Here is a 23,826-nt window from a genome sequence, read left to right as displayed (position 1 = left end):
TAAAGGAGAAAGTTTGCAATGAAGCATATAATTTTTGATTTTGATGGAACACTTGCAGATTCAACCGCCGTGTTTGCATCAGCATGGAATACGTTAGCACAAAAATATAAATTTAAAGGGATTGAATTAAAGGAAATTGATACATTAAAAAAATTATCGATTTCAGAACGTAGTAAATTATTTGATTTCCCGATGTATAAATTGCCTATGATTTTACCGCAATTTTACAAGTTATATCGCCAATCATTAAACGATGTTCATCTTTTTGAAGGGATGAAAGAAGTATTGCTAGAAATTGATAAAAGAGGTTATAAGATTTTGATTATCTCTTCTAATTCGAAGGACAATATTTTAGAATTTCTCAAAATGAATGGCATTGACTGTATTGCAGATGTCCTTTGCTCCAATCGTATTTTTGGCAAGGATAAAGTCATGAAAAAGTTTTTAAAGGAATCGAGTGTTTCATCATCTGAAGTAATATATATAGGGGATGAACAAAGGGATATTGTGGCGTGTAAAAAAGCAGGGGTACCTATTATATGGGTAGAATGGGGCTATGACGCAATTGAAGTCATACAAAATGAAGAGCCAGAATACAAGGTAGCGACACCTGAGGAAATTTTAGAGATTATTTAATAGGAGGATAATAGCCCTTTATCGGCTATTATCCTTTATATGTTTAAACTTTGATTTCGCTAATATGCATTAGCTTTTCAGCAGTATGGTTTACCCCTTTATATGCATCGCTTAATTCATGCATACTTATTGCAAATTGCTGGGTAAAGGCAGCAACTTGATTTGCGGAAACATTCACCTGATCAATCGATTGTTTAATGCTTTCTAATTGTTTCGTAATACTATTCGCACTTTCTGTACTGCTTTGGGACATTTTTTGTATTTCAGTTGCGACAACTGCAAAACCAAGACCATGCTCACCAGAACGAGCCGCCTCGATGGATGCATTCAAGCCAAGAATTTTAGATTTCATCGCTAAATCTTTTACTAATTGAACAATTACATTAATTTGTTCAATATCGCCTGCCATTGATTCTGAGAAATTTGATAATTCCCCTAAACGATTGGAAACATCTATACTGGCTGTAGCCAATTCTTCATTTGTGGCAGTCATTTCTTCAACCGCACTCGAAAGATCCGTCGCCAATAGACGCATACGATCCATTTTTTCATTAGAAATGATGGCACTTAATACACCGATGATCTGACCTCCATCAAAAATAGGCTGTGCCGAGGCGATATACGCCATACCAAACCCCTCTGCTCCTCGTTCCTCTTTAACGAATCGACCTGAACTCAACGCGACTTCCGTTGCTGTTCCCCGATATTTATGTACAGGTTCACCTACACCTACTTTTAAGTCAATATGCTTCCCCGGTTTATAGGCAAGTACTTTTTCAGTGTCTGCCACTATGACACAAGCATCCTCTGGGTATGTTGCCTGATATAAATCCATCGTCTCTATGACGGCCAGTAGTTTTGGATGCATTATCTATCCCCCTCCCAAATGTTTACTATATATTCAATTTTAACTATATCATGACACTTATAAAAAGACACCAACGTCTTATGGTGTCTTTTCGCAGCATTAACCCTTTGTCAATATTTCTACATATTTTTCAGCAGTTCGTATTTCGATCGTCAAAAAATCTTTTCCATAGGTAGTTTGAATTAAAAATGGGACATCACTAGTGTTCTGAAACCTGAAATCCAAGCTTCCATAGGAAACCGTCGCATCCCTTCCTTTTGGCACATATCCAATATCTAGAGAATGATGGTGACGTTCTACATACTTGACTTGTAGCTGATCCACTGCATTAAAGAGGGTCGAAGAAGTTTGACAAATACCCCCACCAATCCCCATTACCACTTTCTTATTTATAATTTCTGGTGCAGGCTGATAGCCATTTGCTTCATCACGAGGTCCGACCATCGTATTAAATGAAAAATGATCTCCACTACCAACGATGACATTATTAATGGCCTCGGCAGAAAGTTCAATATTTTTATTTCTTCCCACATCAGTGCTATTAAAATACGTCGTATAGGATGCCACAACGACTTCCTCTAAATAAGGAATGTCCTCAAATGAATACCCACTTTGCGTTAAATAAAGAGGTACTTCTACTTGACCACCAGCCGCAGAGGCTTCCAGAATTCTCTCCACTAATTCGCTTTCTTTTAAAATCATTTGTGGCCTTCCCTTGATTACTTTACCTTCTTCATCCAATCGATCGAGCATCATTCTCTGGTCATAGCCTTCCATCTCATCTGTCCCTCGTGCTAATTCCTTTGCTAACTGCTCGATGTGCTGCTGATAGACATGTATATTAGTCTCATAGCCACTATCCTTTGGTGAAATGGTTTCAATAATCGCCTTTGTCCTAGGATCTACAATCTCTACAAGAGCCGGCCCAATTTGTGGAACTTGCTCATAGCTAACTGGCTTTTTCATTTCTTCGATTGGCTGTTTTAATGGTTGATTTTCTTGCTCTAGACTTTGGTCGTTGTTCAAATTTTTTTGACAACCTACTAGTCCCACCATACATAAAACGCAAAATGCGGAAACTAACTTCCTTTTCAACATATACACCTACCTCTATGGTCATACTACAGAGACATCTTATTCATCAATTGCTTATAGTGTGTGATTTTTGTAGATATTTATTTGTTTGTCGACAAAATGAACATTCCGAATTTACTTACTATGGAAGCTTACAGTTAATAAGGTAGTTTTTTTATTATGTAAAGTTGGGATAGCTTGGCACTAAGACATGTGATATGCAAACGGCCGCTACCCCTGTTTATCTCTTTCTTTTTAACACTCAATTTATAGACAGATTACCCCTGTATCTATACCAGTCGGGCCATTAAACCCTGGGATTACATCCACTACCATATTTGTTGCTATATCGATGACAGATACTGTATTGTCTGTTTGATTTGTGACATATGCAAAAGTGCCATTCGGCAAGATCGTTACTTGGTCAGGTGAAGATCCAACAGGAATTGTAGCAATCACCATATTTGTCGCTGTACTGATGACAGATACGGTATCACTACCTTTATTGACGATGTACAAAAGTGTTCCATCAGGTGTAATAGCTGTTCCTACAGGTCCTGTTCCTACAGGAATTGTACCCACTACTGTATTTGTTGCAACATTAATGATAGATACATTATTGCTATTTTCATTTGTAACATAAGCAAATTGTCCATTTGGTGTGAAGACAATTGACCTTGGGCGGATTCCAACAGGGATCGTAGCCACCACCATATTGGTTGCTGTATTTATAACCGATACATTCCCTGAATTTTCATTTGCCACGTAAGCAAACGCACTATTCGGCGTAAAAGCAATGCCTTGAGGTTGAAGCCCTACTGGAATAGTAGCCGTGACAGTATTTGTCGCAGTATCTATGACGGATACAGAGTTAGCACCTATTCCGTGATTTGAGACATACGCAAGGGCACCATTTGGTGAAATCGCTATACCAAGAGGCTCATTTCCTACCGGAATCGTAGCGACTACCATATTTGTCGCAGTATCAAATACAGTTACATTATCGGAGAAGAGTGCTGGCACATAACCAAACGCACCATTTGGTGTAATCGCTATTTCTAGTGGAGCCGTTCCTACTGGAATGGAAGCGACTATCGTATTGGTTGCTGTATCGATCACTGATACTCTGTTATCAGGAGTTGCTAACTGTCCAGCGTCTGTTACATAGACGAGATAGTTACAAGTCGGTGGTACTGGTAAAAATGGGTGTTTACAACGACAAGGGCAACAAAAACCGCAGCAATGGCAATGACAACCTGGATTTGATTTAAACTTGATCCTAAAAATTTTTTGTTCTTTTCCCACACTGAACAACCTCCCAGACATATATGGCTACTATATGCCCACAAAATTGGGTTTCTTGTACATTCACCTAATCTAACTAGTGTGAAATGTGTTGATTAGTTGTTTACATGAGTTGCCCAGCTCCTTTAAATTATTTATCCACTAGTTTTTTGCGTGAGGGCAGGTAGGCTCTACACCGTTGAAATGGATCATGAAAAAGAGGAGAACGATGGACTCAGTTTTGAATGTCCATTACCATTACATTTAAACACCAAAAAACAATGAAAGATGGAAATGATAGGACTATTAACATACGAAAAAATGATAATAGTTTAGTACAATAAAAATTGTGGAACTTTTCTGAACAAAAGGAGGAAGTTAAGATGCCTCAAACATTATTATCTTCTAAAATAACAATGCCTCATCATTCACCCACTTTAATAGAAAGAACACAATTATTCGATCTATTCGATCAACATATACATGTTAAATTAACCATTTTACGAGCTCCAGCGGGTTATGGAAAAACCAGTTTATTAAGTAGCTGGCTGAAAAATAAAAAAGAAACCACTGCATGGGTTTCCTTAGATGCTGCTGATAACGATCCTATACGTTACTGGACATATATTTTACACGCTATTGCGAGGGCATCTAAAATTGAAATGGATCAGATTCTGGCACCGCTCCTCAACTCGCAGGACCCTGCAACACTTGAATTTTTTATCTATTCACTGTTAGAAGAAATGAATGCCATTCAACAGCCCATCTCGATTGTATTAGATGATTATCATGTCATAGAAAATCTAGTGATACATCAACTCATGACACAATTTGTAGAGTATTTACCTAGTCATGTGCATATCTATATGTCCTCTCGTTCCGTCCCTGCGCTACCAATAGCTAAGTGGCGAGTTAAGCAATGGATTCACGAAATCCATTCGGGACATTTACGCTTTACATTACAGGAGGTGAAGCGATTCTTTTCCTGCAAACATTTACCTACTCTCAACCACCAACAGCTGCAAACTATTTTAGATAAAACTGAAGGGTGGGTAGCTGGATTATTGTTAACTAGCTTTGCGCATGACCCCGAAATAGAAGCATTTGAAGAAGCTGCACAGCCCTTCATTTCAGAATTTCTATGGCAAGAAATTATTCATAACCTACCATCTGAAACACAACAATTTTTACTGCGCACTTCCCTATTACAGGAGTTGGATCCTGCTATTTGTGATCAATTGACCAAGCGGACAAATAGTCTTGAACAATTGGAGCATTTAGAAGCAAAAGGACTTTTCACCATTCGGCTGCAATCCAAACAGCCCATATTCCGTTACCATCATTTATTAGCGGAAGCATTGCAAATGGAATTAACAAAACAATTTTCGAAGCAGGACATACATAATCTCGTTCTAGAAACTTCTCAGTTCATCTATGACCAAGGGGATTATATTTCTGCCATTGAATTAGCACTTAAACATAGACAATATGAACTTGCGACGCCATGGATGACCAATCACCTTGTCCAACTTTTTTTATCAGGTCAGACAGCAACGTTTATGCGGTGGTTGCACCAGCTTCGTCGTGACCACTATAAAGTCTCATATGAAATGCTAGTCATTGGTTTTTTGACATCGATTTCAACCACGGAAGTTGAAGCAGCGTCATCCCTTATGGAGGAACTTGAATTGCGACAGCAGACTGAACATTGGATGGATCAAGAGGAACATGCGGCCATGACTTATATTTATGAAAGTGCAAAGGCTTTTGCTATTGTTGCCGCTGGTGGTGATTTACAGTTAGTGGAACAAATTATGAGAAAACAGCTCGCAAAGGGACATATCCCTTCTAGATGGGATCATGTGCCTATTCCCTATAATAGTTTTGAATATAAACTTTTACGAACAAGCATTGGCTCAAAAGGAAAACTTCAAACAATGGAACAAGGAGTAGTCATAAGTGAGCTTTTTCGAGAAACGTCTTTACAAACAGCTAATGTTACAGCTTTTAGCTATGGTGTTGCCGCCGAATCGTTATATGAACGCAACTTAATAACGTTTACACATAAAGAAATTGAGATGGCGCTTAAGCTTGGTCATCAATTACAAGATCCTGGATTATGTATCCCCATGTATCTCCTGAAAGCAAAAATCTATATACAGCAAAATCAAATAAGTTCTGCTCTGGCTATGCTGACCCAGCTATTAGAGGATGTGACTGAAAAGCACTGGCGTACATCTATCCAAATTATGCAAGCCTACTGTCATATTATCGCAGGCGATAGTCATCAGGCTCATTTAATTTTACAGTCTACCCAATCAAAGCAACCCTTCTGGCTCTTAGTACACGCCCGTTTACTATTATTGAAGAAAATGCCGAACGAAGCCTTAACGATCTTGATTCAGGTAAAAATGAAGGGCCAGCAGGAAGAGCAAATTGCTACAATTATTGAAGCCACAATACTTGAAGCTATCTGTCAATACCGTCTAGAACACCAGGAACTTGCCTTAGAAACTTTACACGAGGCTTTCGAACTCGCAGCACCTTACTATTATGTTCGATCATTTTTAGATGAAAAGGATTTAGAGCCACTATTAGAAATTTATTTCGAACAGCTTCATCAGCGATGGGAATCCACTCCGACAGTCTATTTTAATTATCTGAAAGAAGGTACAACATTTTATGCAAAAGCTCCAGCAATGCTGACACAACGTGAAAAGGATATTTATGATTTACTAGTAGATGGTATAACTAATCGTGAAATAGCTAAGCGGCTGCATTTATCAGAAGGCACTGTTCGTGTTTATTTATCTACAATTTATAGTAAGCTAGGGGTCAACTCCCGAGCCAAGGCGATTGCCCTCAAAAAATATTGAAGCTTATAAAAACGCATCGGGGACTGACACGGATGCGTTTTGCTATAAAGATTCATTTATTTATCTTTGTTATTTGTTCAAAGTATTTCATATAATAATTTACCGTCCAAAGAAGATCCGGAGAAATATTAATAAATTCTAGTAAAAAAATGCCCAAACTCAGTCTTACCTGATTTGGGCAGTTCTTCTTTTATTTTTGTATAAACATTTGCGTCCAGTAATTGCCATCCGCTACATAGCCTATACCGATATGTGTATAGTTTTTATTGAGAATATTGGCACGGTGCCCTTCACTGTTCATCCAAGCCGTTACGACTTCCTGTGCAGAGCGTTGACCTTTGGCAATATTTTCACCGGCTGATCGATACGAAATACCGAAATTTTTCATCATCGTAAATGGCGTTCCATACGTTGGGCTTGTATGGTCAAAGTATTTTTTATCATGCATATCTTGAGACTTGTATTTGGCTACTCTTGATAACTCCCAATCGTCTTGTAATGCTGAAAGACCTGCTTTGGCACGTTCCGCATTCACCAGTTTAATGACTTCTTGTTCAACACTTGCTTGTTCTTTTACAGGGACATTTATTTTTTGTCCAGGATAAATTTGATTTGGATTTGCAAGCTGTGGGTTTACATCAATTAATTCTTGTACACCCGTTTCAGTCTTCAATGCGATTTTCCAAAGAGTGTCACCAGATGAGACTGTATAGGATTCAGCCGCCATTGCCCCCACTGGTACTATTAATGAAGCTGCAACAACTGAAGCAAGTACCGCTTTTTTTACTTTTTTCAACATGTCTATCATCCTTCCTGTTTGCTCTCCTATTATCGTAAATAGTTTCTGAGCAATAATCATCACAAAATATTTGGAAGGATTTTTACAAATACATGACAGACGAACAATAAAAATCGACGAATCCCATTTTAACACCATTTATATTGATGCACCTTGTCATCAAGTTGCAATCTAATTGTCATTAACAAACATTACCATCTATATAAGCCAGCAATATTTACTGAATAATCCCTACTTCACTACTAATTTCCTCTTCATTTGGTAAATTAATAGAATATAGAGACAGTCATAAAAAAGGGTAGCCATAGAAATAATGGTAATCAGCGGTGTACGGAAATAAAGATAAAAGCCCACCGCAGCAAACAATGTTCCCATCATCTTACAGATAGCAATCCCCATGGATTGACCATCTAAATTCCCTCTACGCAATAATAAACCGATAAATAATCCTGACATCATGAGGTTTTGCAAAAACGCAGCGTACTTCCCTTCAAAATCCTGAAATTGATGAATAATCCCTAAAATCATTAACATGCTGAAAATTAAAGTGACCAAAAAAGAGGCATACAATAATTTTTTAGAGAGGATTCTTCGATATTCTGGTGGTGCAAAACGTAAAAATTGCATCAGTATGACGATATCTAATACGAGCCAAGTAAGCGTAATCAATCGTTGAAGGTCATTTTGTGGGTAAAGAAAAGTAAAGATAAATTCCCATGCAATATTGGCACAAATAGCAACCATAGGCATGCCGTATTTTTTATCCTTCCACCCTTTGTAAATAACTAATAGATATGTAATGATCCAGAAAAGGCCCATGCCTAATTGACAAATTAATAAAATATCTAGTTGAGCCATCTTTTTACTCTCTCCCTCCATATATGATTCCCCATACTATATGTGAAGAAATCTATTCATTATGTCTAAAAGTTTGCTAGTAGGGTAAGGGAAAGGAGTAACAAATATTCAAAGGAATGGAACCTATACATTCGTAGTGGAATCCTATATAGTAAAGCGGGGTGATTGAATGAAATCAAAAATATATGTAGATAATGATCAATTTATCGCTGGCACTACCTTAAAGGATACGATTGAATTAGAGCACAATAATATGGCGTTGCATGTTTGCAATAATATCCATGATGTCATTGACAATCGTCAACAATTAGCAACAACCTTAAACTGCGACCTTCAAGATTTTATTTGTACGGAACAAACACATAGTGCCAACTTCCATCGAGTGACATTAGCCGATAAAGGACGTGGCGCGGAGCAAATGGATACCGCAGTGAAAAACACAGATGCTCTTTATACAGTTGAGCCTAATTTATTATTATGCAGTTTTACAGCAGATTGCGTTCCTGTGATTTTTTATAATGCGGTCAATGGTTTAGTGGGTGTTATTCATTCAGGATGGCAAGGCACTATTAAAGAAATTACACCTAAACTGTTCAAGCATCTGTTGGAAGAAGAACAATGTCGACCAGAAGATTTCCACGTTCAAATTGGTATGGCATTAAGCCAGCAAAAATTCGAGGTAGATGCTGATGTTTATGAGAAGTTCCACAGCCTTGGTTATGCAGAGGAATTCATGTATTTTAATGCCGAGACGAATAAATACCATATTGATAATCAAAAAACGGTGAAAAAACAATGCGAGCTTGCTGGTATTCCATCTGAGCAAATCCAGATTGATGCCACTTGTACATTCCTTAGCCCTGATGGCTTCTCCTATCGTCAGGACAAACAGGCAGGCAGACATTTAAGCTTTATTATGCGAAAATCTTAAACAAACGAAAAGGACAATCCACTTCAATTTCTTAAGGATTGTCCTGTTTATTTTAACGTACCTGTACTAATGATCGATGTCTCGACATGTACTTCCGTTTGTAATTTGCCTATGACTTCCCTCGTTTTTTTGGTCGTCCACTTTCCATGATAGTACATTCTAAATTTTTCACTTAGCCCGCTAGGATCGACATCCATATTTTTAAGTTTATCTAAAAACTTAGTGATATCCACTTCTAGCTGCTTATTAACATCTTTCTCTAAGTGGCTAATACTTTCAATTGTATTCAGCTCGTACTCTCTTGCTCCTTTATATTCACTTAGCGTTCCTTTAATCTTAAGCCGAATAACAAGCTTTGGTGATTCAATATTTTTATTACTTTGCATGTTGATAGAGCTCTCAATTAAATCTATCATCAATTTCTCCTCCCCATGTCCCTCATGTATATCTAAATGGAGAGGCGCTAGACTTTTTCTGCCTAGTAATGCCTGAACAATAAGTGCCTCCTCAGGCTTGATGACATCATGCATATGGTTCCCTTGAAAAACGGCCACACCTTTAATTTCAATTTTATCATCGTGCTTTTCAAGATATGGAATAATCGTATCCGTCACAGGATTCGTTATGGTATACATAAAATCATGAATATTCGTATTCGGATTAAAAGCCGTATTTATGCTTGGTTCCAATAAATCATTAATGTATAAATTAATGTTTGGTTTATCCGGATAATTTCCTTTTATAATTCCTTCTGCTTTGTCTTTCACAATAGCAATGAGCACTTTATTGCCCACCTCAGCATTTCTGTACAGATGCTGAATTACATTTCGTATCTCACCTTTTCGTGCAAATTCTTCATTAACGAGCACAACACGTAATTGGTTAAAGACAATCTTTTTATCCGAAAGCTTTTCGATTTCTACAATACCATTCGAAACTAGATCTGTAGACACTGAGAAGATTTGTGTGTTTTGTTGTGCCTCTGGTGCATATTGAGGAATGGCTACCGTTAATTTCATTTGGTCTTCATCGATATAATCAAAAGCCATAGTCCCAACCATTCCTATATCCTCTAATGGTACCTTCAGCTCTTTTCTAGAACAACCACCCAATAACACTAAGAGCACAAATGTAATGCCTAGCAGAAGCTTTCTATTCATGGTTGCACCTTCTTTTTTCGAACTACATAGATCAAGCTTAAGAAGATAGGCCAAATAATTAGCATATACCCAATATAATTGCTTGCTGTAAAAAGTTTCTCTTGGAATTCTCGAGAAAATGGCATTCTAATAATCAAAAAAATGATTGCTGCAATCACATATAATGCATAACTATTTTTCTTTTTAAACACGGAATCCACCCCTAATTTGGCACACCATACATAGGCTGTGGCCGTGGATAATATTAAAAATACCCATAACGTTATACCGATAATATCGATTCGTTCCACAAAGGTGAACTCGCCAGCTTTAAATAAATTTAAGACGGAAAACTCTACATTTTTCAGTTGCCATTCAGAATAATAGATGACACTTACTATTGTCGTAAAAAAACAGAGAAAAATACTAATCCAAATACCAATCAATGAATGGCGAAAGGCTTTTTTCTGATCGATGATATATGGAAAGTAAAATATAATTAATTCATAGCCAAGAATTGATAAATACCCTTCTTTAAATGCATGAAAAAAATCGATCCCACTAAAATTGAATAGAGGTAGTAAATGACTTACCTCCCCCTTTTCAATGGCCCACCGTGTAAAGTAAAACATGCCGATCGTAATAAAAAAAGTCATCATGCAAAATCTAGCGATGGATTTGATACCACCACTTACAATATAAATCAATAAAAGTAAGAAGCAAAGAACAGGCAAGGTGATCGTTTGCTCTTGTAACGCTGTACTTTGTATAAGATGCATATAGTTACTAATAATTCCTGCACTAAAGATAATAAATTGAATGACAAATAAAAAATTAAGCCCTTTCCCTAACACTTTCCCAAGAAGAATTTCATTGATACGAAATAAATGGTCATTCGGGTATTTAGAACAAAGCCAAACCATTGGCCATAGCGTTAAGGTAGCAACTATACCGAATAATATGGGCATAAACCATTCAGTATAGCCCATAGCACTCAATTTTTGTGGCAATGACAGTATCCCAGTCCCAACCATAATACTCTGGGCCAAAAAAATGACGTGATAGCGATTTAGCATTTTTACGTTAGCTGCGCCCAAGGCTTTTTACCTCATTTCTCCTCTGTCGTATTTTTCTGAACCCTTGAAATGCCCGACTTTTTCGTTAAATAGTTGATAGGAAATCTGATGACATTATCTAATAAATCCGTTGGTTTTCTCGGTATACCTGGCGTCATATAATGAGTTCCTAATGATTTTAAACTTAGTAAATGATGAATTAGCCAAGCAAAGGCAAGCATTTGTCCAAATAGACCGAATAACCCGGCGGATAAAATGAAAATATAACGTACAAATCGGCTCGTATTACTCATTAAGAAAATCGGTGGTAGGAAAGATAATAGTGCAGAAGTGGCCACCAACACAATGAGGATGTTACTAAGTAATCCTGCCTGCACAGCCGCAGTCCCAATTACTATACCTCCTACGATACCGATTGTTTGTCCGACTTTGGCAGGCATTCGAGAACCGGCTTCCCGTAATACCTCTACAATAAGTTCGATAAATAACACTTCGATGAGAGGTGGAAAAGGAACTTTACTTCTTGATTCTTGAAGATTTAACAATAGTTCATATGGCAATATTTCTGGATGAAAGGTTAAGGCAGAAATATACATGGGCGTAATCATAATCGTTAAGAAAAAACCAAAGAAGCGCAGCATCCTTAGTAATGAGGCTGTAGTCCACCTGTTATAATAATCCTCAATTGACACGAACATTTCAAAAAAAGAGGTCGGACAAACAATAGCTAATTGGCTATTATCCATAAACATGACAATCCGGCCATCAATAAGGTATCGACAAATACTATCGGGACGTACCGTCATATAATATTGAGGAAATGGTGATAGCGGGTTATCCTCTATTAATTGCTTCAACACCGATATATCCGTAAATAAAGGGAATTCCACCTGATCAATACGATTCCGAAGATCGTCTAAGTTTTTATGGTTCACAATATTATCCATATACATAATGGAAATTTTAATATTAGCCTCTGAACCAACAATACGATTTTCATTTTTCAGCTGAGCGCTTTGAATTCGTCTTCTCACTAGAGAAATATTGGTCTCCAAAGATTCTGTAAATGCATCCTGAGGCCCTATAACCGTTGATTCTGTTTCAGTGTTTGTAATGGCCCTTGTAGGTGCACTATACGTATCCATACTTAAAAGGGCATTGGTTTCATGAAAAAACAGCAGTGTTTGCCCAGAGTTCAATTTTTTAATGACGCCTTGTATATCTTTAGGGTCCACATATTGAGCCATTTGATGAATTTGTTTAAGATTATTGGTTAACGGAATAGATACCATTGTTTGTAACGTCATTTTTTCTATAAGGGAAGAAAAATAGATAAGGGTAACATCCCCTTCTTCTGTTGCAATCATATTCAGCTTTACATCATCTACATCATTTATTTCCTTTTTTAATTTTGCAACAAGCTGTTCAGGCATTTCGTGCATTCCGTTCAACCCCCTTTATTTCAACGAATACCAGTCCACATGTAATTTTTTTTAGTTTGGCATGTTTACGAATGATTATGTAAAAAATATGCTAGCAAAAATAGGCAAAAAAAAGATGCCTCTCTTTTTGAGAGAAGCATCTTTTTTGCTATTCGCCTTGATCCGTACTGTAGCGATTTTTGCCAATACCAAATGCATAATAGCTAATAGTTACAATTACTAAAAAAACAATTCCTACAATTAATGATATACGCGTATCATCATTAATCCACATGCCAACCAGCACCATGATTAAAAAGATAATTGTTAAATAATTCGTAATAGGGGCTAATGGCATTTTGAACGGTTGATTTGCTAATTGTTCACCTTTTACTTTTCTAAATTTCATTTGACTAATTAATATAATGAACCACGGTATCATTCCTGGTAAAACACTTGCACTATACACATAGACAAATAAATTCTGTGGTGCAATATAGCTTAAAATGACACCAATCACTAAACCAATTAACACGCCAGCTGTACCAAATAAAGGTACACCATTTTTGGAAAGCTTCGCGAAAAATTTCGGTGCTTGTCCATTCATCGCAAGAGTATATAACATACGTCCTGCACTATAAATACCACTGTTACAGCCAGACATAGCAGCTGTAATAACGACAAAATTAATAATACCTGCAGCAGCTGTAATACCTACCTTGGCAAATGTCGCAACAAAAGGACTACCGATAGTACCCAATTCATCCCACGGATACACTGTCACAATGACAAAAATAGCTCCTATATAGAAAATTAAAATGCGCCAAATAATACTTTGAATAGCATTCGTAATTGTCTTTTGTGGATTTTTCGCTTCTCCTGCTGTAATGCCAATAAGCTCTACGCCTTGGTAAGCTGCAACAACTAACGATAAAGCAAAGAAGAAGCCTGTCCAGCCGCCAGTAAAGAAGCCACCATGACTCCATAGATTTGACAAGCCAATTGCAATACCATCATTACCAAAGCCAAAGAAGATCAGTCCAACCCCTGCTACAATCATTAATATAATGGTAACGATTTTAATCATGGCGAACCAAAATTCAAATTCACCAAAAGATTTAACAGAGATAAAGTTTGCCACACCTAATATTATCATCGCAATTAGACCCGGTATCCATGCAGGTAAATCTGGATACCAATACTGCATATACGTTCCCACGGCTATAATTTCTGACATCCCAACAATTACCCATTGGAACCAGTTGCTCCATGCCGTTAAATAGCCTGCTAGGGGGTGAATATATTTATAGCCAAATGTTGCAAAAGAGCCTGTACTTGGCTCCATATAAAGCATCTCACCCATTGCTCTCATAATGAAAAATATAAAAATACCTGCAATTCCATAGGCAAGGAGTACAGAAGGTCCTGTCCATTGGATGGCACTTGCAGAACCCATAAATAAGCCCACACCAATCGTACCGCCAAGTGCGATCATTTGGATGTGACGTGCCTCTAATCCTCGTTGTAATTCTTTGTTGGCCACTCCATAACGCCTCTTTCCCTGTTGTTCTGTCTACGTTGAATATACTTTAAAATCATAATCAATTTTTCTAAAAAAGACAATTGTATTTTTAGGAAAAACAAAAATTAATGTTTTTTTGATAGATTTAGCATATGGAGTAGCGCCCTGACTATTACCGTTCTAAATTTTCTAAATATTATAGTTTTTTCGCTTTATTTCGACAAAAACATTGACCCAATTATCAAAAAAGTATAATATTTTTACATATTTCTAAGAAAAAGAGGTTTGAATGTGAGTAAAATATTATTTAGAAGAAAGAAAATTGAGGAACTATTACACAACAAAGGGACTATTCAACTAAAGAAAACGTTAGGTGCCTTTGATCTTATATTATTAGGCGTGGGTGCCATCGTCGGCACTGGTATTTTCATCTTGCCTGGAACGGTGGCAGCAACACATGCTGGGCCTGGGATCGTTTTTTCCTTTATTATCGCTGCCCTTGTTTGCGCTTTTGCAGGCATGTGTTATTCCGAATTTGCGTCAAGTGTCCCCGTAACTGGGAGCGCCTATACGTATGGCTATATTGTCTTTGGCGAGATTATTGCGTGGTTAGTAGGATGGGCTTTGCTTTTGGAATATGGACTGGCTGTTGCCGCTGTTGCGACAGGTTGGTCATCTTACTTAAACTCACTTCTTGCCGGCTTTCATATCGTTTTGCCTCAAGCAATTTCAGGAGCCTTTAATCCTGCTGCTGGCACATATATGAATGTCCCTGCGATTTTGATTATTTTTGCTACGGCATTTTTATTAACGCTTGGTATTAAAGAATCCACTCGATTCAATACTTGGATGGTTTTCTTGAAGGTCGCTGTCATCTTACTATTTATTGGCGTGGGGGTATTTTATGTAAAGCCTACTAACTGGGAGCCCTTTCTACCATTTGGCATAAGCGGCGTCTTCAGTGGAGCAGCACTTGTATTTTTTGCTTATTTAGGTTTTGATGCGGTATCTTCGGCTGCTGAGGAAGTTAAAAATCCACAGCGGAATATGCCCATTGGTATCATCGGTTCTTTACTTATTTGTACGGTGCTTTATGTTGCTGTATCAATGGTTTTAACGGGTATCGTTCCTTATCATGCTTTAAATGTTAGTGACCCCGTTAGCTATGTGATGCAGATGGTCCACCAAGATTGGATTGCGGGAATTATCTCACTAGGTGCCGTAGTTGGAATGATGACTGTTATATTAGTTATGTCTTATGGAGGAACACGACTACTGTACGCATTAGGCCGTGATGGTTTACTGCCAAAAAGCATGGCTGAGCTCAGTCCCAAATATAAAACTCCCGTGAAAAACACATGGATGTTCGCAATACTAGTTGCCTTTTGTGCAGGATTTGTACCACTCTCTAAGCTTGCCGAATTAGTCAATATGGGTACATTAGTCGCATTTACTATTGTATCCATCGGTGTGGTGTATTTACGTAAAAATAAAAATATTCCTTCTGGGGGCTTTAAAGTACCATTTTTCCCAGTCCTACCGATTTTATCATTCCTATTATGTCTCTTTTTAATTTCACAGCTTTCTGTCATTACATGGATTGCATGTAGTATTTGGTTCATCATCGGTTTGATTGTTTATTTGGTTTATGGTCGAAAGCATAGCGAAATGAATAAAGGATAAGAAAAAGGTGTCTCTCATAGGGACATCTTTTTTAATTTAATTGATGTCAATTCCTATAAAACTAGAGGCTTGCTCTGTTGTTACATAACGAACTGGCAAACATAAAAACCTCTATCCCATCCTTGGCGAATGAAATAGAGGTTACTTCGTTATTATAGTAAGGTTTGTTCCTGTAATTTTGCTGTGAAATACTTTCGTGCATCTGCCGTTAGAATTTGTAGTAATGTCACTTCTTCCTGACGAGCAAATTCTACAAACATCCCACTTAAATTTTCGTAGACATATTTGATTTTAAAGCCGCTATCTAAATAATGATCCACTTTTTGGATTTCCTCTTTGCTTTGTTGGAATTCAGACATGCCATCACCTCACCTTCTTTTGAAAATGTCTTGATGTAGTGTCCCTTATTCGGCACCTTTTATTTCTAACAGAGGGTCTGGTTGCTCCACTAGCTCTTCTTCCTCTTGATCTGTCAGTGGCGCATGTACTTGTTGGCCAAATAATTCATCCAAATTATGTCCGACTGTAATACCTAAATACTTCGCATCACTTGGATCTTCTAGCTCTGCTTGAGGATATTTTTTAAACCACCAATACTTTGCTAAGACATAATAGACAATTGCTCCTACAAAGAACCCTACTAAAGAAGAATAAGTAGAAAAAATATTAGCGATAGCACCACCGATTACCCAGGCCACTAACCCCGCGATATTAAAACCTTTATAGTATTTAAATTGCCCATCTAATTCATAGAGTTCCTTGACATGTACACGGCGTTTGCGAATGAGATAATAATCCGCAAATAAAATCCCTACAATCGCCGTTAATATTCCACCTATAATCAATAGAACATTGACCATTACATCAAATAAACTCCATGGTTGAGCAAGAATACCAATAATCCCCGCAATAACAACCCCTACCCAAAAAGGTACTTTGGGGCCACCGATATTTGAGAAAATAGTAGCTGCTGGTACAACATTAGCAGACGTATTCGTTGACCATTGTGCTAACACAATCATCAGCAAAAGGACTCCTAAAATAAAACCACTCGCACTTTGTTGTAAAGCATTGATAGGGTCAGCAGATGCTACTGCCATATAACAAACTGCACCAATTGTAACAATAAATGTGTTCGTTATTGGCATAACAATTAATGAGCCCACGAGCTGTGTTTTATTCCGTTTGAACCAATTGCGTTCATTTTTAGGTGCTTTAAAAAAGCGAGATAATGATGGCATATCAGCTGCCAGTGTTGACCAAAAGCCCATGTTTGCCATGACCACTACCATAAAAGCTGTAAAGGCAGCAAAGCCCGTTGTTGGCGTTTCTACCCACGTCCATATATTTTTACCTTGGGACGTAGCATTATCAGCTAATGTGTAATACATCCAGCAAGAAATTAAAATAATGACAGGCGCTGCTAAATCAGCAAAGCGCTCAATGGACTTAATGCCGAGTGATGTATTAAAGAGCTGAAGTGCCGCAAATACAAGGAAACAAATAAACCAATTATCATAATCAAATAATAAATTTAAAATGCCGTTTATGGCTAATGCTCCAAAATACGTATTAAGACCAAACCAACATGCGGCTGTTATGCCCCTTACAAGAGAAGGAATATGAGTGCCAAATGTGCCGAATGGTGCACGCATATAAACAGGGAATGACAATCCATGCTCAATACCTATATCACCAATTAACGTCATAAAGACACCGATCAAACAGGAACCTACCAACGTAGCTAAAATAACCATTGGTAAGGATAAATTCATAATGGCTGAACCGCCAATTGCAAAAGCCGCTAAAACAATCGCCATTCCTATCCAAATCACCGCAAAACCAAATGTTCCAATATTTCTTTGTTGATGTGTCACTGGAAGTAAATCTGGGGATTTTAAATAATTCCCTTCACGTTCCATAAAGTTTCTCTCCTTTTTTTCTAATTTCCGTGACAACCTACTTGAAGTTTTCCTCTCCTCCATCGCCACTTGATGAAGGAAGGTGGAATTTCGATTTTATTTATCTATCTTCATTCAGTTGGTGTTCGATAGGCTATAGCTCTTCCCTATAAATGTCTACTACTGAATAAAGATGAAAAGTCTTTATTTTGAGAGACTGCTAATGAGCGTTTGGCGTTCATTCCATGTCATTGGTGGAACGGTTGATTTACGTTCAACCATCGAAATGGCACCATCTACTGGACAAACAATAGAGCATAGATTACAACCTACGCAGTCTTCTTCACGAACTTTTAGTAATGGACGTCCATTTTCTGTATAGAGGTCAATACATTGATGCGACGTATCCTCGCAAGCAATATGACACTTGTTACAATTAATACAAACATCATTATTAATTTCTGCGACAATTTTATAATTTAAGTCTAAATCACCCCAGTTGGAATATCTTGAAACGGAGCGACCTACTAAGTCCATGACGGAAGCTATACCTTTATCATCTAAATAATTGTTCAACCCATCAATCATATCCTCCACAATACTAAAGCCATGGTGCATCGCTGCTGTACAAACTTGAACGCCTGTTGCACCCATTAATATAAATTCTGCGGCATCCTGCCAATTAGAAATTCCGCCAATGCCCGAAATCGGCACATTGACTAATGGATTGCGAGCACATTCTGCTACCATATTAAGTGCAATTGGCTTTACAGCTGGACCACAATAGCCGCCATGCGCTCCTTTACCAGCCACATGAGGAACTGTATTCCAAGTATCTAAATCTACACCTGCTAAACTATTTATCGTGTTTATCATACTTATGGCATCTGCTCCACCTCTAGTAGCCGCTTCTGCCGTAACTGTAATATCCGTAATGTTTGGTGTTAATTTCACAATGACAGGTGTACGTGCCGCTTCCTTTACCCAGTACGTTTGTTTTTCCACCAGTTCAGGGACTTGACCAGAGGCAGAACCCATACCTCGCTCTGCCATCCCATGTGGACAACCAAAGTTAAGCTCAAGACCATCAACCCCCACATCTTCTACACGTTTTACGATTTCATGCCACTTTTCTTGCTTTGGCTCCACCATTAAAGAGGCTATAATCGCGTGATTAGGAAATTTCTTTTTTGTCTCATAAATTTCTTGTAAATTTACTTCTAACGGTCGATCTGTAATTAATTCAATATTATTGAAGCCGGCTACACGCTGACCGTTAAAACTAACAGCCGCAAAACGGGAGGATACATTTAAAATTGGATCCCCCAATGTTTTCCACACGGCACCACCCCATCCAGCTTCAAATGCGCGTTGTACTTGATAACCTGAATTCGTAGGTGGTGCGGATGCCAACCAAAATGGATTCGGCGATTGGATGCCTGCTAAGTTAATGCGTAAGTCTGCCATGTAAGTTCCCCCTTTATGCAATCTCACTTGGTTTTCTTAAACGTTCATGAATCTTGTATGCTGCATCTTTTCCTTGCTGTACAGCAGTCACCACCATCGCTTCTCCCTGTCCATTGCCAAAAACAACGTCTCCACATGCAAACACTTTGTCATTGGACGTTTGCATCGTCGTCTCATCTATATCAACAACGCCATTTGTATGGTCTAAACCAAATGCTTCAATTAATGCAACAAAACGAGTTTGCCCAATGGCTTTAATGACCGCATCCACTTCGATGATAAAATTAGAGCCCTGCACTTCCTCTGGTCTTTGTCGACCATCAGGGCCAGGTTCACCAAGCTTCATTTTCACGCATTCAATACCTGTTACCCTGCCATCCTCATTGCCAATAATCTTCTTTGGTGCTGTGAGCCATTTAAATTCCACACCATCCTGCTTTGCAAATTCATATTCAAATTTATAAGCAGTCATTTCTTTTTCCGTTCTTCGATAAAGTATTTGGACATTGTCTGCCCCTAAACGCACCGCACTTGTAGCACCGTCAATCGCTGTATTTCCGGCACCAATAACAGCTACATGTTTCCCTACGATATCATTTGTAAGCGGTCCCATTTTTGTTTTTCTGACAAACTCTATAGCATCGTGGACACCATCTAAATCTTCTCCCTCAATGCCTAGATTTGGAACAGCCCCCATGCCGACAGCTAAAATAACATGGTCATATTTTGCCAAAATTTCATCCGCGGTAATATCGACACCAACCGTCGTATTAGTTTGAATATCCACTCCAAGCTGTTCAATTTGCTCCACTTCCCAATCTACCACGTCATTAGGTAATCGGAACGCTACAATACCATAACTACCTAAGCCACCTGCCTTCGTTTCAGCCTCATAGATGGTTACTTGATAGCCAAAACGACTTAGTTCACGTGCCGCCGATAAACCAGCAGGACCTGCTCCAATGATAGCTACCTTATGACCATTACTTGGCCCCTGTTTAAATAGCTGAGCATTCGTTTCCATTGCCCAATCCGTTGCATAACGCTGTAACTCCCCAATTTTAATTGGCTTTGTTGAAGAGTTTAAGACACACGCTCCTTCGCATAGTTCTTCCGTTGGACAAACCCTTGCACAGCTTGCACCAATAGGATTTGCTTCTAATATAGTCGTTGCAGAACCCTTCATATTACCAGATGCGATTTTTTTTATGAAATTTGGGATTTGAATACTTGTTGGACAAGCTTTAATACATGGTGCGTCATAACAATAAAGACAACGATTGGCTTCCTCAATAGCCTCATTCTTTGTCATCTTGCTTTTTAATTCCACAAAATTACGTTTAAGCTGCAAGGTCATCGCATTTTCTTGAATCGGAACCATTCCACATCCCCCTCATGTGTTCTTTTTTCCGTGCACCAATTACGAGACCGATTGTTTTGTTCTCCAGCCAAAACAATCGGTCCTAAACTGAAGGAAGCTAAATCTTCAAGGCTTCCACAGCTACTGTTTTTAATGGACGTTTAATATATTGTCCGCTACCTAGTACACCAACAAATTCTTTATTTTTAATGACATATTCGCCACGTACTAGCACACTAACAGGCTCGCCAGTCACTTCCCATCCCTCATATGGGTTATAGTCGACGTTCATATGATGTGTTTTAGCCGAAATTTGACGTTTTGCCTCTGGATCAAAAATAACGATATCTGCATCAGAGCCAATGGCGATTGTTCCCTTTTGCGGGAATAAACCAAATATTTTTGCAGCACTTGTTGAAATCATATCGACAAATTCATGAATCGAAATTCTACCTTTGGCAACGCCTTCAGAATATAAAATACTGAAACGATCCTCAATGAAAGGCCCTCCATTTGGAATTTTTGAGAAATCATTTAGGCCTAACTGTTTTTTACCCTTAAAGCTAAAGGAGCATTGGTCAGAGCCAATTGTCTGAAGCTGTTTCGCCTTTAGGGCATTCCATAAATGTTCTTGATGATATTTCGGGCGAAGAGGAGGTGACCAAACATACTTGGCTCCTTCAAAGCCTGGCTGGGCAAGAGCTGATTGATCAAGTGTTAAATAGGGTGGACATGTTTCACCATAGACGTCATAGCCCTTTTCACGAGCAGCAATAATTTCATCCACCGCTTCTTTACATGTTACATGCACTACATATAGCTTTGCTCCAGCAATATGCGCTAATTCGATGGCACGTTTTGTTGCCTCTCCCTCTAATTCAGCCGGTCGTGTTAATGCATGATAAATCGGCTCCTTATGGCCTGCACGTCTTGCTTCCTCGACAAGTTCATCAATCACAGAGCCATTTTCACAATGGACCATCACCAATGCTCCAAGATCTTTGGCAATTTTAAACGCCTTAAAAAGTGTTCGATCTGAAGCCTGGAACTCTTTAGCATATGCCATAAAGACTTTGACAGAGGTAATTCCCTCTTGCTCTAAAATTTGAGGTAATTCGGCTTCGGTTTCAGGCGTTAAATCACCAATCATTAAATGGAAACCATAATCAATAGCAGATTTTCCTTTGGCTTTGTCATGCCATTTTTCTACTGCCGCTGACAATTTTTCTTCACCTGCTGTTAAACAAAAATCTAAAATAGTGGTTGTCCCACCAAAAGCCGCCGCAATCGTTCCTGACTTCCAATCATCATCTGTCACTGTATTATTGAATGGCATATCTAAATGCGTATGAGGATCAATCCCCCCTGGCAACACATATTTACCAGTTGCATCAATGATTTCAGCGCCATCCTCACTTAAATTTTGTCCGATTCGCACAATCTTGCCATTATCAATTAAAATATCTGCCTCAAATGCATCCGCAGCAGTTGCTACTCTTCCACCTTTAATAATTTTTTTCACTGTGCCCCTCACCCTTCATCACAAAATTAGAGAATACTTCATGTTTAATGCAATGTATAAGTTTCGCCCATACTAAATTTTGTTTGTAGCGTTAGAACCGTTTCTAGTAAAATATCTGCTCCCTTTGCACAATCCTCAAAGGTTGTTTTCTCTTCCTCACAATGACTCTTCCCTTGAATACTTGGAACAAAAATCATTGCCGATGGAACCATACCCGCCATATACTGGGCATCGTGTCCTGCTCCACTAAACATGCGATGTGCAGTATAACCGAAGCTCTGACAGGCTCTTTCTACCTCATTACAAATAGCTTTATCAAAATACACCGTTTCCCTACCCCATAGCTTTACTGGGTGGATATTACATCCTCCTGCAGTTTCTGGTAGCGCATTAAAAATATCCTCAACTTGTTCCATCACCTTGGGATCTTGATGACGAGAATCAATCGTAAATGTCACCTTATTAGGGATGACTGTGTGAATATTGGGCGAAACATTCAGACGGCCAAATGTAAACACTAATTGCTCATCAATCTTTCCTAATTGCTCATGTAACTCTTTTATGATCGTTGAGGCAACAATCATCGGGTCTTTCCGCATTGACATGGGTGTCGTACCAGCATGATTCGATTGCCCTGTAATTGTAATTTCGTAGCAAACCATGCCAAGCACACCTTCTACAACCCCAATTTCACGTTGTTTTGCCTCTAACACTGGCCCTTGCTCAATATGCAATTCGATATAAGCAAGTGCTTCCTTCAGACGATTGGCTTGCTCTCCCTCATACCCACTTGCGTGTAATGCTTCGTGGAAACGAACACCATTTTTATCTGTGGATTGTAGCATCTTTTCTTTGGCAAATTTAGAGGTGATTACCCCCGAACTCATCATTGCTGGGTCAAAACGAGCCCCTTCTTCATTCGTAAAATTGACAATCATGAGCGGAATATCCACTTCTATTTCATTTTCTTTAATCGTTCGAATTGCCTCGATAGCCGTTAAGACGCCTAATACACCATCGAATCTTCCGCCCTTTTCCACTGAATCTAAATGGGAACCCATAACGATTGGTGGCACATCCTTTTTCCCAGCAAGAGTCGCATAAATATTTCCCATATCATCCACATGAATGTCCATACCTAAAGCCTCACAACACTCACAAAAATAGTTTCGTGCTAATACATCCTCATCCGAAAGAGATAAACGTGTGACGCCACCATTTTCAGTAGCCCCAAATTGACTAAATTTTTCAATTAACTCTTGCAATCGTCTACTATTACATTTATACATATGCAAGTCCTCTCTTTCACAGTAGTTATTAAACATTCTAAAATAGATAAAATTTGAGAGATATGGATAGAAAACTAAAAAAATATGTGCAACTGCACATCATATATGGTAAGTTATGTT

At 38.4% G+C, this 23,826-nt stretch carries 19 protein-coding genes; 4 read left to right on the top strand and 15 right to left on the bottom strand.

Features of this window, described 5'->3' with window-relative positions:
- Positions 1 to 18 precede the first annotated feature (18 nt).
- Complete coding sequence (locus B3D94_RS15280) at positions 19 to 636, top strand: HAD-IA family hydrolase (protein WP_069480715.1); 618 nt, start codon at positions 19 to 21, stop codon at positions 634 to 636.
- Between the two features lie 43 nt (positions 637 to 679).
- Here the strand turns inward: B3D94_RS15280 and B3D94_RS15275 are convergent, their stop codons facing one another.
- From B3D94_RS15275 to B3D94_RS15265, 3 genes are all read right to left on the bottom strand, one after another.
- Positions 680 to 1,504 (bottom strand): methyl-accepting chemotaxis protein, encoded by an 825-nt coding sequence (locus B3D94_RS15275; RefSeq protein WP_291758143.1) that lies wholly within the window; start codon positions 1,502 to 1,504, stop codon positions 680 to 682.
- A 99-nt stretch (positions 1,505 to 1,603) separates the two neighbouring features.
- Complete coding sequence (locus B3D94_RS15270) at positions 1,604 to 2,560, bottom strand: VanW family protein (protein WP_291760595.1); 957 nt, start codon at positions 2,558 to 2,560, stop codon at positions 1,604 to 1,606.
- Positions 2,561 to 2,845: 285 nt separating this feature from the next.
- A complete protein-coding gene (locus B3D94_RS15265; RefSeq protein WP_349679802.1) occupies positions 2,846 to 3,883 on the bottom strand; it encodes a beta-propeller fold lactonase family protein in 1,038 nt (345 codons plus the stop codon).
- A 362-nt stretch (positions 3,884 to 4,245) separates the two neighbouring features.
- On the opposite strand from B3D94_RS15265, the gene B3D94_RS15260 reads away from it, so the two are divergent.
- Positions 4,246 to 6,738, top strand: coding sequence for a helix-turn-helix transcriptional regulator (locus B3D94_RS15260; protein ID WP_291758141.1), 2,493 nt, complete (start codon positions 4,246 to 4,248; stop codon positions 6,736 to 6,738).
- 190 nt (positions 6,739 to 6,928) lie between these two features.
- Here B3D94_RS15260 and safA read toward each other — a convergent pair whose 3' ends face one another.
- Both safA and B3D94_RS15250 read right to left on the bottom strand, forming a co-directional pair.
- A complete protein-coding gene (gene safA / locus B3D94_RS15255; RefSeq protein ID WP_069483289.1) occupies positions 6,929 to 7,537 on the bottom strand; it encodes a SafA/ExsA family spore coat assembly protein in 609 nt (202 codons plus the stop codon).
- A gap of 231 nt (positions 7,538 to 7,768) precedes the next feature.
- On the bottom strand, positions 7,769 to 8,395 hold the full coding sequence (locus B3D94_RS15250) for a hypothetical protein (RefSeq protein WP_069483288.1): 627 nt from the start codon (positions 8,393 to 8,395) through the stop codon (positions 7,769 to 7,771).
- 169 nt (positions 8,396 to 8,564) lie between these two features.
- On the opposite strand from B3D94_RS15250, the gene pgeF reads away from it, so the two are divergent.
- Positions 8,565 to 9,326 (top strand): peptidoglycan editing factor PgeF, encoded by a 762-nt coding sequence (gene pgeF, locus B3D94_RS15245; RefSeq protein WP_291758137.1) that lies wholly within the window; start codon positions 8,565 to 8,567, stop codon positions 9,324 to 9,326.
- A gap of 47 nt (positions 9,327 to 9,373) precedes the next feature.
- Here pgeF and B3D94_RS15240 read toward each other — a convergent pair whose 3' ends face one another.
- The 4 genes from B3D94_RS15240 to B3D94_RS15225 all read right to left on the bottom strand — a co-directional run bounded on the left by B3D94_RS15240 (position 9,374) and on the right by B3D94_RS15225 (position 14,505).
- Positions 9,374 to 10,486 carry a Ger(x)C family spore germination protein gene (locus tag B3D94_RS15240; protein WP_069480710.1) on the bottom strand — a complete coding sequence of 371 codons (1,113 nt, stop codon included), beginning with the start codon at positions 10,484 to 10,486 and terminating at the stop codon, positions 9,374 to 9,376.
- Positions 10,483 to 11,562, bottom strand: coding sequence for a GerAB/ArcD/ProY family transporter (locus B3D94_RS15235; RefSeq protein WP_254664242.1), 1,080 nt, complete (start codon positions 11,560 to 11,562; stop codon positions 10,483 to 10,485). Before B3D94_RS15235 ends, B3D94_RS15240 begins: the two co-directional genes overlap by 4 nt.
- Before the next feature lie 11 nt (positions 11,563 to 11,573).
- Complete coding sequence (locus B3D94_RS15230; RefSeq protein WP_069480709.1) at positions 11,574 to 12,983, bottom strand: spore germination protein; 1,410 nt, start codon at positions 12,981 to 12,983, stop codon at positions 11,574 to 11,576.
- 148 nt (positions 12,984 to 13,131) lie between these two features.
- Entirely contained in the window at positions 13,132 to 14,505 is a 1,374-nt protein-coding gene (locus tag B3D94_RS15225; RefSeq protein ID WP_291758134.1) for an amino acid permease, read from the bottom strand.
- A 279-nt stretch (positions 14,506 to 14,784) separates the two neighbouring features.
- Here B3D94_RS15225 and B3D94_RS15220 point away from each other — a divergent pair, with 279 nt between their 5' ends.
- Entirely contained in the window at positions 14,785 to 16,167 is a 1,383-nt protein-coding gene (locus B3D94_RS15220; protein WP_291760592.1) for an APC family permease, read from the top strand.
- Positions 16,168 to 16,319: 152 nt separating this feature from the next.
- Here B3D94_RS15220 and B3D94_RS15215 read toward each other — a convergent pair whose 3' ends face one another.
- From B3D94_RS15215 to B3D94_RS15190, 6 genes are all read right to left on the bottom strand, one after another.
- Positions 16,320 to 16,526 (bottom strand): hypothetical protein, encoded by a 207-nt coding sequence (locus tag B3D94_RS15215; RefSeq protein WP_036147683.1) that lies wholly within the window; start codon positions 16,524 to 16,526, stop codon positions 16,320 to 16,322.
- Between the two features lie 45 nt (positions 16,527 to 16,571).
- Positions 16,572 to 18,089 carry an NCS1 family transporter gene (locus B3D94_RS15210; protein ID WP_036147681.1) on the bottom strand — a complete coding sequence of 506 codons (1,518 nt, stop codon included), beginning with the start codon at positions 18,087 to 18,089 and terminating at the stop codon, positions 16,572 to 16,574.
- Between the two features lie 183 nt (positions 18,090 to 18,272).
- Positions 18,273 to 19,535: an NAD-dependent dihydropyrimidine dehydrogenase subunit PreA gene (preA, locus tag B3D94_RS15205; RefSeq protein ID WP_069480706.1), complete on the bottom strand. Its 1,263-nt coding sequence runs from the start codon at positions 19,533 to 19,535 to the stop codon at positions 18,273 to 18,275.
- A 13-nt stretch (positions 19,536 to 19,548) separates the two neighbouring features.
- Positions 19,549 to 20,916, bottom strand: a complete 1,368-nt coding sequence (locus B3D94_RS15200) for an NAD(P)-dependent oxidoreductase (RefSeq protein ID WP_291758129.1) — start codon at positions 20,914 to 20,916, stop codon at positions 19,549 to 19,551.
- A gap of 97 nt (positions 20,917 to 21,013) precedes the next feature.
- Positions 21,014 to 22,417 carry a dihydropyrimidinase gene (gene hydA / locus B3D94_RS15195; RefSeq protein ID WP_291758127.1) on the bottom strand — a complete coding sequence of 468 codons (1,404 nt, stop codon included), beginning with the start codon at positions 22,415 to 22,417 and terminating at the stop codon, positions 21,014 to 21,016.
- A gap of 44 nt (positions 22,418 to 22,461) precedes the next feature.
- Positions 22,462 to 23,706: a Zn-dependent hydrolase gene (locus B3D94_RS15190; RefSeq protein WP_291758125.1), complete on the bottom strand. Its 1,245-nt coding sequence runs from the start codon at positions 23,704 to 23,706 to the stop codon at positions 22,462 to 22,464.
- Between the last annotated feature and the right edge of the window lie 120 nt (positions 23,707 to 23,826).

This window comes from Lysinibacillus sp. UBA5990 (assembly GCF_002429815.1).
GTDB classification, from domain to species: domain Bacteria; phylum Bacillota; class Bacilli; order Bacillales_A; family Planococcaceae; genus Lysinibacillus; species Lysinibacillus fusiformis.
The sequence above is the reverse complement of the archived record's forward strand: the minus strand, read 5'-3'. Positions and strand labels throughout refer to the sequence as shown.

Excerpts from the sequence above, each read along its gene's own strand:
- B3D94_RS15275 (WP_291758143.1), bottom strand. The coding sequence starts at position 1,504 with ATGCATCCAAAACTACTGGCCGTCATAGAGACGATGGATTTATATCAG.
- B3D94_RS15230 (WP_069480709.1), bottom strand. The coding sequence starts at position 12,983 with ATGCACGAAATGCCTGAACAGCTTGTTGCAAAATTAAAAAAGGAAATA.
- safA (WP_069483289.1), bottom strand. The coding sequence starts at position 7,537 with ATGTTGAAAAAAGTAAAAAAAGCGGTACTTGCTTCAGTTGTTGCAGCT.
- B3D94_RS15280 (WP_069480715.1), top strand. The coding sequence starts at position 19 with ATGAAGCATATAATTTTTGATTTTGATGGAACACTTGCAGATTCAACC.
- B3D94_RS15240 (WP_069480710.1), bottom strand. The coding sequence starts at position 10,486 with ATGAATAGAAAGCTTCTGCTAGGCATTACATTTGTGCTCTTAGTGTTA.
- pgeF (WP_291758137.1), top strand. The coding sequence starts at position 8,565 with ATGAAATCAAAAATATATGTAGATAATGATCAATTTATCGCTGGCACT.
- B3D94_RS15190 (WP_291758125.1), bottom strand. The coding sequence starts at position 23,706 with ATGTATAAATGTAATAGTAGACGATTGCAAGAGTTAATTGAAAAATTT.
- preA (WP_069480706.1), bottom strand. The coding sequence starts at position 19,535 with ATGGCAGACTTACGCATTAACTTAGCAGGCATCCAATCGCCGAATCCA.
- B3D94_RS15200 (WP_291758129.1), bottom strand. The coding sequence starts at position 20,916 with ATGGTTCCGATTCAAGAAAATGCGATGACCTTGCAGCTTAAACGTAAT.
- B3D94_RS15260 (WP_291758141.1), top strand. The coding sequence starts at position 4,246 with ATGCCTCAAACATTATTATCTTCTAAAATAACAATGCCTCATCATTCA.
- B3D94_RS15250 (WP_069483288.1), bottom strand. The coding sequence starts at position 8,395 with ATGGCTCAACTAGATATTTTATTAATTTGTCAATTAGGCATGGGCCTT.
- B3D94_RS15210 (WP_036147681.1), bottom strand. The coding sequence starts at position 18,089 with ATGGAACGTGAAGGGAATTATTTAAAATCCCCAGATTTACTTCCAGTG.
- B3D94_RS15215 (WP_036147683.1), bottom strand. The coding sequence starts at position 16,526 with ATGTCTGAATTCCAACAAAGCAAAGAGGAAATCCAAAAAGTGGATCAT.
- B3D94_RS15270 (WP_291760595.1), bottom strand. The coding sequence starts at position 2,560 with ATGGTGGGACTAGTAGGTTGTCAAAAAAATTTGAACAACGACCAAAGT.